This window comes from Vibrio sp. 10N.222.46.A1, from assembly GCF_041473595.1.
Lineage (GTDB): Bacteria > Pseudomonadota > Gammaproteobacteria > Enterobacterales > Vibrionaceae > Vibrio > Vibrio tasmaniensis_A.
The window spans coordinates 1-11,874 of the sequence record NZ_JBFRSN010000234.1 but is presented as its reverse complement, the minus strand read 5'-3'; the positions used below and the strand labels follow the sequence as shown (position 1 = coordinate 11,874).

Below are 11,874 nucleotides of genomic sequence, written 5' to 3'. Positions count from 1 at the left end.
CGCTTCACCCTGACGCGGGCTAACTGGAACAATATCTTGCCAAGCTTGGTAAAGTGCAGGGCGCATCAGGTCGTTCATTGCCGCATCGATAATGGCAAAGTTCTTATGCTCTGTTGGCTTAAGGAACTCGACTTTTGTTAATAATACACCAGCGTTAGCCGCAATCGCTCTTCCAGGCTCGAAAATCAGCTCTAGATCAGAATGATTGTCTAGGCGAGCCAACAAGGCTTTCGCGTAGTCAGAAGGCTGTGGTGGTAATTCATCACGATAAACCACCCCCAAACCACCGCCAACATCAAGATGCTTGATGTTGATATCGTTAGCTCGTAGTTGGTCGATCAACGCAAGCAAGCGATCAGTGGCATCGATGAAAGGTTCGATATCGGTTAACTGAGAGCCGATGTGGCAATCAATACCATGGATAGACAAGTTATCGAGTGTTTTAGCAAACGCATAAACAGCAGGAGCACGATCGAAGGCGATACCAAACTTGTTATCACGCAGACCCGTAGAGATATAAGGGTGAGTATTGGCATCAACATCAGGGTTGATTCTCAGTGAAATCGGCGCTTTAACTCCAAGTTCACCGGCCACTTTATTCAGTCGCTCCAGTTCTGGCTCAGACTCTACGTTGAAACATTTAATGTTCAACTCAAGCGCTCGCTTCATTTCTGCGGCTGTTTTGCCGACACCAGAGAAAACAACTTTCGCCGGATCGCCACCTGCAGCAACCACACGCTCTAGCTCACCACCAGAAACGATGTCAAAACCAGAACCCAAACGAGCTAAGGTATTCAACACGCCTAGATTCGAGTTAGCTTTAACGGCGTAACACACCAAATGCGGGTGCTCACCTACCGATGAGTCAAATGCGTTCCAGTGACGTTCTAATGTGGCACGAGAATATACATACAGCGGTGTACCATATTGCTCTGCTAGTTGTGAAAGTGCGACGTCCTCAGCCCAAAGCTGGCCATCTTCCTGATAGTTGAAGTAATCCAAAGTTCTTATCCCTTATAAATAACGATTTCTGCGTTTTTCACTTATTGTGATTGTTCAGTCTGTTGAACTTCATCAGGATCATACAAAGGACCCGTTTGACCACAACCAGAAAGTCCAATAACGGACACCATAAACAGAGCTGTAATTAGTTTTTTCATTTTGCACATCGTGATTATTAACTCAATGCCCCCTATAATCGCACCACACTCAGGAAAAGCAATAGGATAGAAAGGATGAACGAGACTGAATTTCATAAGCTGGTCGATATACAGATGCAAAACATCGAAGAAGCGATCGATGAATCAGAGGCAGATATTGATTATGAAGTGACTGGTAACGTAATGACGTTGGAGTTTGAAAACCGCAGCCAAATTATCATCAATCGCCAAGAACCAATGCGTGAGATCTGGTTAGCGTCTAAATCTGGCGGCTTTCACTTCAAGCTAGTTGACGACAAGTGGACATGTTCAAAGACGGGCATGGCGTTGTTTGAGATGGTCAAAGAAGAGTGCGAAAAGCACGCAGATGAAGAGATTAATTGGGTCTAATCATTTGTAAGCAAAACTAAAAAGGAGTGAATCAATCACTCCTTTTTTAATATCAATCAGTCTTGGTAAGACTAGATATTGACTATCTTTGAGCTCCGAGAAGCTAAAGTCGCATCGTTACGATATGGCACCACATAAGAGTTACCTTCTTCAGGGTGAACAATTTGGTAGTACTGAGGTAGGTTAAAGTTAATCAACTTAGACGACACCTTTGACTCATCTTTTACTGAAGTGTAGAAAGAATTCACGCTTGCGATCATCTCATCTTTTTCACCGCTGTACTGGTGATACACCTCAACCTGATTCGACTCGTCCAATACATAAATATTGAAACCTTTGTCGGTATCCTCAAAGAAAAATTGAATTAAACCTTCACTCGCAAAACCATCAACCACTTCTGGTAGCTGATACTCTTGCTCTTTATCGAGCATCAGTAAAGGTGAGCCCTTCAGCTTATTCGTCGAGATACTACGATAGAAATCGACCGAGTTTTCCAGCATCTGCACCGAAACGCCACGACGTTCAAAGAACAGACCAAACATTTTGTTTGCCAGGCGAATAGCTTTAAATCGGCGGCGCTTCTCTGGCTCAATTGGTTTTAATCGCAAGTCGATACACTCGGCAAGCAGTTGATACACCATATTACGCATCACACCGCGTAAGTTTTTGCTGTAACAGAACACATCGACCGACTCTGGCGGCAACGCATCCTGGTGCATTTTACCCAGTACCGTCTTCAGCGCGTCCAACATCGCGGTTTCGCCTTGGAAATGAAGTGTACGAACTTCATGCCAAGAGTTCCGATAAACCAGATCGACACTACCGACTAAGCTCTTACCTTCTTCACCAAAACTGAAAATATCGGCATTCTTAAGATCCACTTTTAATGCGCGACCACTTAATTCAGACGTCGGGTCATTTTCAAAGTTGATGAACATCGCCAGTTGGCTTATCTCACACGGGCTCGCCAGTGCCTGCATACTCGGACGACGCTTACGCAAAGAGAAGGTATTACGTAGATCGCTCACCATTTGATAGAACTTATCGATATCAATGTGGGCGTCACGAACCACAGAGTGCAAACGCGTCGACTCCGTAATCAAACCATTAAAGAATGACCAAGCAACCAACTTACTCAAGTACTCATGGTGCTCAAGTGAAGGCTGACCGAGAATGCGATGTGCAATCAAAGGCTGTTTGTACAAGTACCAACCCGCTTTATTTGACTGACCCTGACGAACTTCGATAAAGCTCAAATCAGGCTCATGGAGATCCGGGGATATTTGTGGATTCAGTAGCGTCACTTTGCCTGGTAACACCTCAAACGCAGCGTAAAGTTTACGTGCCAAGATACTGATATCTTGCGGGCTGATAGCTGAAGTGATGTCGTTACGACGTGCAAATTGAATCAGGTTACGATAGCTAAGCATCAATGCATCAAGCAGCGCATGGTGCACCACTTTAACCTGCTCAACCTTCCAGTTACGGCGGTTGTCGAGCTCAGCAATGGTTTCATGTCCCCAGTTCCAAGATTTAGTCATCTCGGTTAAGGCTTCACGACGCCATGCGACAGAACCAATACCCGCATCTCGTGACAACTTCTCGTGGGTTTTAAGATAGAAGCAGCGTCTCACCAAATCCAATCGAGTATGGTCGTTGATACGTTCTAGGTAGCGAGTTACCTTCTCAAGCATCAGATAGTAGCTATCCATGCCATACAGATCAGGTTCATCTGCGAAGAAACGACGCTTGGTGTCAATACTAAGAAGCTGGGTGTTTGGGTATTCCCATGAATAAGCTTCTAGCAGGATCGCCTTCAACACCGATTTATACGGTGAGTCGATACTCTTATAGAGCTGCCATAGGTTTGAACCAAAGTACTCTTCAGCAGGAATACTGTTCAGCTTGCCGAAATCGATCCACTGCGAGCAATCAAGATAACCATCGTTACATAAACCTTGGACATACTCGTCGTAGCACTCCTCCATTTCTGGCGGGATGATTTGCCACAACAAACGCTGGCCAGCCAAACGAACGGCTGAGCGGTAGAACTCATCAAGCAGTAGTAAGTGCTGTGAAGAACCACAGTTATCACCGGTCATCTCTTCAGAATGATTCGAGCGGAAACGCTCTTCATCCATCAAAAAGAAGTTCGCTTCAACCCCTAAGGTTTCAGCCCAATCAGTAATAAGCAGACATTTATTGGTCAGGCTATCGCGAGATGCGCCATCCATATCTGGAGATACACACACCCAGATATCAAGATCACTTGAGGTACTTTGACCAATAGACGAAGTGCTGCCCATGGTGTACAAACCCAAGATTGCTGGTTCAGCGGCCTCGGTAAGTTTTCCGCCCAGAGTTAATTCAGTATCAGAGACAAATTGCTTTTGGAATTCATTAAGCGTGAAGCTACGAATTCCAAAAGGAACTTGTTGGTCATAATAACCAGGCATCATCGGATGATTGAAGTGAAGCAGCGCGGGGATAAGGTTAAAAACTCGCTGGCCCTGGACATTCATCAACGCCAACGCACGATCAATGCGCTGCTGATTTAGATTGTCTAATCGTTGAATCAAAGTTTGAGTGTAAGCCTGCAAGGTAAGTCCTTGGTTTGAGATTAAGTGTACTTCTGTTTAGTTACTGAACGAAAGCAGCAACAAAACGTGATCAATTTAACACTTTTACCCTTATCGGTAAAGCAAAGGACGCCGTCATACTTACGAATCCCTTGATGACTGAAAGTAAAACTCGCGGCGCCGTAGTGTCCTCTTTATTGACTATTTCTAATAATAGCCCATGTTTCAAATGAGATACCAATCACACTATTTTGGTGAACTCATGAAATTCCCTCTGCTATCAAAGTATCGAATGATCAAACAGTAAGAATTTTCGCCTCACAATGGTAGGATTAGCCTATTACAGAACCTATATCGGAAACACCATGACAAATTCAGCACCAATTCGTATCGCGACCAGAAAAAGCCCTCTTGCCCTTTGGCAGGCATACTTTGTAAGGGATGCACTGCAAGCTGCTCACCCTGGTTTAGAGGTTGAGTTGGTAACTATGGTGACCAAAGGTGACATCATCCTAGACACGCCACTTGCTAAGGTAGGCGGTAAAGGGCTATTCGTTAAAGAACTTGAAGTAGCAATGCTAGAAGGTCGTGCTGACCTCGCAGTTCACTCAATGAAAGACGTACCGGTCGACTTCCCTGAAGGTCTAGGTCTAGTAACTATTTGTGAGCGCGAAGATCCTCGTGATGCTTTCGTATCAAATACTTACAACAACATCGATGAGTTACCACAAGGTGCTGTCGTAGGTACATGCAGCCTGCGTCGTCAATGTCAGTTGCTAGAATATCGCCCAGATCTCATCATTAAAGAGCTGCGTGGCAACGTTGGTACTCGTCTAGGTAAACTCGATGATGGTCAATACGATGCTATCGTGCTGGCAGCAGCTGGCCTTAAGCGATTAGAGCTAGAAGAGCGTATCCGTAGCTTTATCGAACCTGAACAGTCTCTACCTGCTGTAGGGCAAGGCGCTGTTGGTATTGAGTGTCGTCTAGATGATGAACGTCTAATCAAGCTTCTTGAGCCACTGAACCACAAAGACACAGCCGATCGTGTGCTATGCGAACGTGCAATGAACCTAACTCTAGAAGGTGGTTGTCAGGTTCCTATCGGTAGCTACTCATTATTAGATGGCGATAATATCTGGCTACGTGCATTAGTAGGCGAACCAGATGGTTCTAAAATGGTTCGTGGTGAGATCTCTGGCCTTCGCAAAGATGCAGAAGCACTTGGCGTTACTCTGGCAAATCAATTGCTGGATGATGGCGCGAGAGAAATCTTAACCAAGCTATACGCAGACCAAGAATAACTATGACAGTGTTGGTGACTCGTCCCGGTTCAGAGGGACAATCGCTTTGCCAACAACTAGCGGATGAAGGGATTCAAGCAATCCATCATCCGCTTATTCGTATCGTTGATAATCCACACTCATCGGATTTAAGCACCCAGCTTAATAACAGCGATATCATTATTGCAGTCAGTCACCACGCCGTGACCGCTGCCCAAAACATCCTTTCGAAAACTTCATCTATTTGGCCAACTTCGCCGCTTTATCTTGGCGTTGGTCAAAAAACTGCGCACGTTTTAAGCAAAGTTAGTAAACAAAAAGTAAACTATCCCAAAGTGAGTGATAGTGAACATCTTCTCAAACTTACTGAACTTAATGGCGTAGATAATAAATCCATTTTGATACTGCGTGGAAATGGTGGGCGTGAGCTCATTAGAGATTCTCTACTCAATCGAGGTGCAAAAGTCTCTTATTGTGAGACCTACCGTAGAGAATATATTCCTATTAGCGACCACAATACCTATCAAACATGGATAAACAAAAAAACGTCCAAAGTTGTCATCACTAGTCAGGAACAATTGGAGTATCTCTGCTCAATTACCCCTGATGAGTATTTGGCTTGGCTTTCAACAAGACATTTATTTGTCCCAAGCCAGCGCATTGTAGAACGAGCACAACAACTCGGCTTCTCAAACGTGACCAATACTCACAGTGCTACGAACCAAATATTACTGGCTGCTCTCCGGCCCTAGCTAGAACAGGAAATAAGCATGACAAGCAAAAAAAATAATGAGCATATTGAACCTGAAAAGAAACAAGACACTCAGCCAGTAGTTGTTGAAAACGAAAAAGCTGACTCTACAGAGACAAAACAGCCTGAACAAAAACTTGATGCCTCTGCGTCAAATACCGCTCAAAATGAACAGCCTCAAGCTGAGCATAAAGAGCAAATAGAGAGAGCAGAAAAGCAAGGTAAGCGCGGTGTAAAACTAGGCGCTATTGCGATCGCGATTTCAATTATCTTCAGTGGCGGTATCGCATTTCAAATGCAGCAAAAGAGCGCTGAATACTCGGCTCAAATCGCTGCTCTTCAAGCACAACTGCAAAATACCCAATCTGCGGTAAATAAAGATCTACAAACCATCAAGCAAGAGACTATCCAAGAAGCATCACATGCGGTGGAGAAAACTCAAGTCGTGCAATCTCAGCAACAGAAGAGCATTCAAAGCCTACAGCTAGCGGTTGCTGATGTTAAAGGTCGCCGTCCAAATGACTGGTTGCTTGCTGAAGCTGATTACCTTGTGAAACTAGCAGGACGTAAACTGTTCCTAGAGCATGATGCCGTTAGTGCAACCAAACTAATGGAAAGCGCCGATCAACGTATCGCCGCACTGAATGACCCAAGCTTGGTCTCTCTTCGTCAATCAATGACCAATGACATTACTAAGCTTCGCACTATTCCTCTTATCGACCGTGATGGCTTAGTTCTACGCATCACAAGCCTACAACAACAAGTCGATACGCTGCCGCTTGCCAATGCAATCCTGCCTGAGGCTGCCGTTGTTGAGAAAAAAGCCGTATCTCAAGATATTAATGACTGGCAGAACAACCTGATGACGTCGATGAAAGACTTTTCAGAAAACTTCATCACATTCCGCAGTCGTGATGGTGAAGTTATTCCTCTACTCTCTCCTGAGCAACACTTTTACCTGCGTGAGAATATCAAGGGCAAACTAGAGACCGCAATTCGTGCTATCTACAAAGAACAAGGTGATGTCTACAGTGCTGCACTACAAACAGCTAACGAGTGGTCGAAGTCGTACCTAAACCAAGATAACAACTCAGTGATTGAGTTTGAGAAGGCAATTAAGCAGCTGAGCGAGCAGAATATTTCTGTGAAATACCCTGTGAAACTTGAGTCTCAAAATGAGTTATCAGACGTGATACGTGAACGCCTACGTCGTGAAGTCACCGTTATGACCACGGAGGAAAAATAATGATTCGTTGGATTTTTCTTCTTCTCGTTCTAGGTGCTGGGTTAATTGTTGGTACTCAGTTCTCTGGTCAACAAGGCTACGTTCTGATCTCAATTGCGAATAAAACCATTGAGATGAGCGTGACAACACTGGTTATCTTTGTCATTGCTCTTCTAGCGGCTCTATTCGGCTTAGAGTACCTATTTAAAAAGCTTATGTACGCAAGCTCGACAACTTGGAACTGGTTCAGTGTTCGTAAACTAAAGCGCTCTCGTCGTTATACCAATGAAGGCATCATCAAGCTTCTTGAAGGTGACTGGAAAGGCGCAGAGAAGAAGGTAACTCGTTGGGCTAACCACCACGACATGCCGCTACTTTGTTATTTAGTCGCTTCTCAAGCTGCTCACGAACAAGGCAATACAAGTGAGCGTGATAAGTACATTGAGCTTGCTAGCCAACAAGAGGACTCTCTATTGGCCGTTGAGCTAACGAAAGCAAAACAACAGATCAGTGAGTCGAACTACGAAGCCGCATTCGATACACTTTCAACATTGAAAGGTTCGTACCCGAATAACACCGCCGTACTTGGCCTGCTAAAAGCCACTTACATGCAGCTTAAGCTGTGGCAGCCACTGTTAGAGCTAACGCCTAAGCTGGCTAAGAACAAGCTTCTTACACCTGATGAACAAGTTGAGCTGGAACAGAAAGCTCAATGTGGTTTGCTTCACGATGTGGCACAGCAGCAAGGTAGCGAAGGTTTAATCAGTCATTGGAATAAGCTTTCAAGAAAGCAAAAACAAAGCTCTCACCTTGTTTCTTGTTTTGTGAAGCAACTGATCGCTCGTAAAGCTGATTCAGAAGCCTTCACAGTGATTAAAGAAAACATTGCGAAGAGTGGTTCAAATGAGCTCTATATGTTGCTTCCTGAGCTAAATCTTGCCGATCACCACCCAGTAGTTGTGATGCTAGAGCGTGCTATCAGTAAAGATGGTGGCAATGCCGAAGCACACAGCGCATTGGCTCAATTCTACCTAAGAAAACAGAAGTGGGCAGAAGCACAAAGTCACTTTGAAAAAGCACTAGCACTTCGCTCAAATGTTTCAGATTACGGATACCTATCTGATGCCCTAGAGAAGCAAAACTTAACGAAAGCAGCTCACGAGGTTTCTCGTAAAGCACTCGCTCTCGTTCAACCAGCGTAATTCAAAACGACTCAAACTAAGCCGATGTCTAGCATCGGCTTTTTTGTATCTGTTATTTGCCCCTAGATAACTTCTACAACACCTATAAACCAAACTCATCGAACCCTACCCGTCCAACGCCACCAAACCTAGTGCACAAAAGTAACTATGAAATAGCGTAATAAAGCCTCCCAAACAAACGGAGAACGACACTAATTGTGTCTATATGTAGTTTTACGATTTTTATATACAAGCTCTTAGAAGAGGCTCGAGAGGTATGACGCCTGTAAGCTGAAGAGTAAAAGGAGCTCACTTTGAGAGAACACATTTAAAGATATTCACCAACAGACCGAAAGCCACGTTAAATCACGCTGAATTAGCAATTAAATGGCCATCAATATTCCAACTATAAAACGCTAAAGCCGGGGTTAATATCGGCATCAATCAAGTTTAATGGTATGACTCTCGTGATGCCGATTGATGTGCGAGCAGAACATACGGGTGTTGTGTTTCAGGTTGAGGCTCCAATGGTATTTAACCTTGAGAAGCCCAACCCTAAGCATTTATATCAGTTAGAAGTGGAACTCGATGGGCAAAAAGAGAGTTCTTTCGTAGCCTTGAATCCAGCCTCTTGCGTGAGTAACTTTTTGCGTAACTAGCGGTTATTCAATTAGCCCGTTACGTAATGAATCAATTTGCTCACTCGCTTGTCATCTAATGAACTGCCGACGCTAACCCTATTTCAAAAACACATTATAGCGTTTTGGCCATGACAACCTCACAAGCGTCATGGCCTGTTTCTCCCCAAGCTGAATCAAGGTGTTCAAAGCCCAATTTTTCGTAAAGTTTAACGGCGGCATTAAGGCATTCGGTCGTTTCTAGATACATATGTTGATAACCCAGTTCCTTAGCTTTCTCCATCGACATATTAACCAACTTCTTCGCTAAGCCTTTGCCTCTGGTTTCTGGCAAGAAGTACATTTTTTGCAGTTCGCAGACTTCTGGCATACCGGCTAGTGGTGCAAATCCACCACCACCGACAACCTTTCCATCAAGTTCAATCACCCAATACTGAGATCTTTCATTGTTATAAACACTGAACATGTCTTCTAAGGTGGGATCGGCCACACCATAACCTTTATCTTCAGTTAGCCCGTTCTCATAAGAGACTTGGCGAATTACATTGGCCACTACGGTGTTGTCTTGCTGTTGTAGGGGACGAACCACCACACCGCTTGAAGCGTGGCTTTGTTGCAGTGCTTTAAGGTAGTGCTTAATTCCCCCCGAAACTTGTTGAGTTTCCGCTTCCGTTAAACGCTCAAGTACCGAGTCATAAAACTGATTCTGTTGACTGTGAAGTTGGGTAAGAGTGTTTATCCCTTGTTCTGTAACTGAAGCAACAACACTGCGCTTATCGTTGGGGTGTGGCGAGGTTTGAATTAACGAGTTCTTCGCTAGATTGTTGACTGCTCTACTGGCGTTGGACTTATCAATATTGAGCTTATCCGCTAATTGATTCACGGTTAATGGCTGCTGCTCTAGTTCGATAAGCGTATGCGCTTGAATCGGAGGTAGGGCAATATCACCACAATCTTTGTCGAGCATTCCGAGCTGTCGAACGAGCTGACGTGATAATTCTCTAAGTTGTGCTGAAGTCATGTTGCCTCTCAATATGGTTGCGATGTACAACTACAATTTAATTGCGCGCCGCAACTATGTCAACAATAAACTCTCTAGGTTAAGCGTGTTGGTGCAAACAAAACTGTGGCTGTGTTGTTTGGCTTTCTGCCTTTCGTAGCCAAACTTTCTCATGGAAGTAGTAAGCCACGGTATTCAAAGCGGGTTCTAACGTTGCCATCACACCACCAACAAAGGCATCGCCAGTCAATAAGTAGACAACGGTAAAGGCAACACTAAAGTGGATAGTAGCGAAGCTTGCTGTTTTTAATTTAGTCATCCACTGACGAGCTTTAAGCGCTGGAACTTGAGCCCAAGCCTTTTCATGAAAATAGAAGGCGACGGTATTCACAGAAGGCTCAATCATAGCGATTAAGCTACCAATTAAGATATCGCCCGTTAGTACATAAGCGACACTAAATGCGATAGTAAAATGTAATGCGGCAAAGGTTAGTGTCTTTTTCATGATAATTACTCAGTCGTTGTGTTGTTTCGATAGAACTATTATTGAGAATTATTATCATTAAATCTAATGGGAAGGAGAGATTAATTTGATAGATGAAACCTATCAATAAATAAGTGACTGACGATAAGACTTGGAGTGAGAGGCATAAAAAAAGGTTGGTCACGAAGACCAACCTTTCTATTTAGAGCGAGAAGTTCGAAGTCTTCTCGTTCACTCACCTTTAAAGCGCAGCAATAGTCGCTTTTTGCTCTTCTAGCTTAACAAGAGTTTCTTGGTAGCCTTCAAGCTTTTCACGCTCTTTCGCGATAACGACTTCTGGTGCTTTAGCAACAAAACCTTCGTTACCTAGCTTACCTTCGATACGCTTAATCTCACCGTGAGTCTTCGCTACTTCTTTATCTAGACGAGCAAGTTCAGCATCTTTGTCGATAAGACCCGCCATTGGGATCATCAGCTCAGATTTGCCAACAAGTTTAGTTGCACAAGCTGGAGTCGCTTCGCCGTCTGCTAGAACTTTAATATCGTCTAGCTTAGCTAGAGAAGTAAGAACGATCTTATTTGCTTCGATACGAGCTGCATCTTTCTCATCAGCGACTTTGATCATTACTTCTAAGCCTTGGCTTGGTGCAATGTCGTATTCCGCACGTAGGTTACGGATAGCTGTGATGAAAGTTTTAACCCATTCGATGTCGTCAACGATCTCAGCATTGAAGTTAGCTTCATTAAACTGAGGAAGCGCTTGAGTCATGATGGTCTCGCCTTCAACGCCGTCTACTAGCGGCTTAACGCTTTGCCAGATAGATTCAGTGATGTAAGGAAGAACAGGGTGAGCAAGACGTAGAGTCTTCTCAAGAACCGTGATAAGTGTGTAACGAGTCGCTTGTTGTTGAGCTTCAGTACCTTTCCAAAGAACAGGTTTAGTTAGCTCTAGGTACCAGTCACAGAATTGGTTCCAGATGAATTCGTAAAGCGTATTTGCTGCCATGTCTAGACGGTAGTTGTCTAGGTGAGCATTAAACTCTTTCGCTGCAACTTCAAACTGAGATTCAATCCACTTGTCTGCTAGAGAGAATTCCATGTTTGCACGGTCTTCAACAGACAGTGACATGCCACAATCGTGCTCTTCTGTGTTCATCAGTACGTAACGGCTTGCGTTCCATAG

Annotated in this window: 11 protein-coding genes and 1 pseudogene; 6 read left to right on the top strand and 6 right to left on the bottom strand. The window is 44.2% G+C overall.

Translation table 11 applies throughout. The features are described from left to right. The coding region (gene lysA / locus AB4496_RS07895; protein WP_372130783.1) for a diaminopimelate decarboxylase at positions 1–1,002 on the bottom strand (1,002 nt) is incomplete at its 3' end. Between the two features lie 41 nt (positions 1,003–1,043). Beyond that, positions 1,044–1,160 carry a lipoprotein gene (gene lptM, locus AB4496_RS29780; protein ID WP_407829960.1) on the bottom strand — a complete coding sequence of 39 codons (117 nt, stop codon included), beginning with the start codon at positions 1,158–1,160 and terminating at the stop codon, positions 1,044–1,046. A gap of 75 nt (positions 1,161–1,235) precedes the next feature. Here lptM and cyaY point away from each other — a divergent pair, with 75 nt between their 5' ends. Beyond that, a complete protein-coding gene (gene cyaY, locus AB4496_RS07885; RefSeq protein ID WP_009848207.1) occupies positions 1,236–1,550 on the top strand; it encodes an iron donor protein CyaY in 315 nt (104 codons plus the stop codon). Positions 1,551–1,621: 71 nt separating this feature from the next. On the opposite strand, the gene AB4496_RS07880 is transcribed toward cyaY, so the two are convergent. Then, positions 1,622–4,150 carry a class I adenylate cyclase gene (locus tag AB4496_RS07880; RefSeq protein ID WP_009848206.1) on the bottom strand — a complete coding sequence of 843 codons (2,529 nt, stop codon included), beginning with the start codon at positions 4,148–4,150 and terminating at the stop codon, positions 1,622–1,624. A gap of 344 nt (positions 4,151–4,494) precedes the next feature. Here AB4496_RS07880 and hemC point away from each other — a divergent pair, with 344 nt between their 5' ends. The 5 genes and pseudogenes from hemC to AB4496_RS07855 form a co-directional block, all read left to right on the top strand. Continuing rightward, a complete protein-coding gene (gene hemC, locus AB4496_RS07875) occupies positions 4,495–5,433 on the top strand; it encodes a hydroxymethylbilane synthase (protein ID WP_009848205.1) in 939 nt (312 codons plus the stop codon). A gap of 2 nt (positions 5,434–5,435) precedes the next feature. Further along, positions 5,436–6,164 carry a uroporphyrinogen-III synthase gene (locus tag AB4496_RS07870; RefSeq protein WP_009848204.1) on the top strand — a complete coding sequence of 243 codons (729 nt, stop codon included), beginning with the start codon at positions 5,436–5,438 and terminating at the stop codon, positions 6,162–6,164. A gap of 18 nt (positions 6,165–6,182) precedes the next feature. Next, on the top strand, positions 6,183–7,409 hold the full coding sequence (locus tag AB4496_RS07865; RefSeq protein ID WP_009848203.1) for a uroporphyrinogen-III C-methyltransferase: 1,227 nt from the start codon (positions 6,183–6,185) through the stop codon (positions 7,407–7,409). Then, the gene (locus AB4496_RS07860; RefSeq protein WP_102258047.1) at positions 7,409–8,590 is read left to right on the top strand and encodes a heme biosynthesis protein HemY; all 1,182 of its coding nucleotides are present in this window, start codon (positions 7,409–7,411) and stop codon (positions 8,588–8,590) included. Before AB4496_RS07865 ends, AB4496_RS07860 begins: the two co-directional genes overlap by 1 nt. Before the next feature lie 386 nt (positions 8,591–8,976). Further along, positions 8,977–9,228, top strand: a pseudogene (locus AB4496_RS07855) (hypothetical protein); the annotation flags it as partial. Between the two features lie 94 nt (positions 9,229–9,322). On the opposite strand, the gene AB4496_RS07850 reads toward AB4496_RS07855, so the two are convergent. The 3 genes from AB4496_RS07850 to AB4496_RS07840 all read right to left on the bottom strand — a co-directional run. Continuing rightward, positions 9,323–10,228, bottom strand: coding sequence for a bifunctional helix-turn-helix transcriptional regulator/GNAT family N-acetyltransferase (locus AB4496_RS07850; protein WP_102257864.1), 906 nt, complete (start codon positions 10,226–10,228; stop codon positions 9,323–9,325). A gap of 79 nt (positions 10,229–10,307) precedes the next feature. Then, positions 10,308–10,712, bottom strand: a complete 405-nt coding sequence (locus AB4496_RS07845) for a DUF2061 domain-containing protein (RefSeq protein ID WP_009847723.1) — start codon at positions 10,710–10,712, stop codon at positions 10,308–10,310. 220 nt (positions 10,713–10,932) lie between these two features. Beyond that, on the bottom strand, positions 10,933–11,874 hold a 942-nt coding region (locus AB4496_RS07840; protein ID WP_372130781.1), incomplete at its 5' end, for a class I tRNA ligase family protein.

Bases quoted from the DNA above. Each gene is read 5' to 3' on its own strand.
- lptM (WP_407829960.1), bottom strand. From the start codon at position 1,160: ATGAAAAAACTAATTACAGCTCTGTTTATGGTGTCCGTTATTGGACTT.
- cyaY (WP_009848207.1), top strand. From the start codon at position 1,236: ATGAACGAGACTGAATTTCATAAGCTGGTCGATATACAGATGCAAAAC.
- hemC (WP_009848205.1), top strand. From the start codon at position 4,495: ATGACAAATTCAGCACCAATTCGTATCGCGACCAGAAAAAGCCCTCTT.
- AB4496_RS07870 (WP_009848204.1), top strand. From the start codon at position 5,436: ATGACAGTGTTGGTGACTCGTCCCGGTTCAGAGGGACAATCGCTTTGC.
- AB4496_RS07865 (WP_009848203.1), top strand. From the start codon at position 6,183: ATGACAAGCAAAAAAAATAATGAGCATATTGAACCTGAAAAGAAACAA.
- AB4496_RS07860 (WP_102258047.1), top strand. From the start codon at position 7,409: ATGATTCGTTGGATTTTTCTTCTTCTCGTTCTAGGTGCTGGGTTAATT.
- AB4496_RS07850 (WP_102257864.1), bottom strand. From the start codon at position 10,228: ATGACTTCAGCACAACTTAGAGAATTATCACGTCAGCTCGTTCGACAG.
- AB4496_RS07845 (WP_009847723.1), bottom strand. From the start codon at position 10,712: ATGAAAAAGACACTAACCTTTGCCGCATTACATTTTACTATCGCATTT.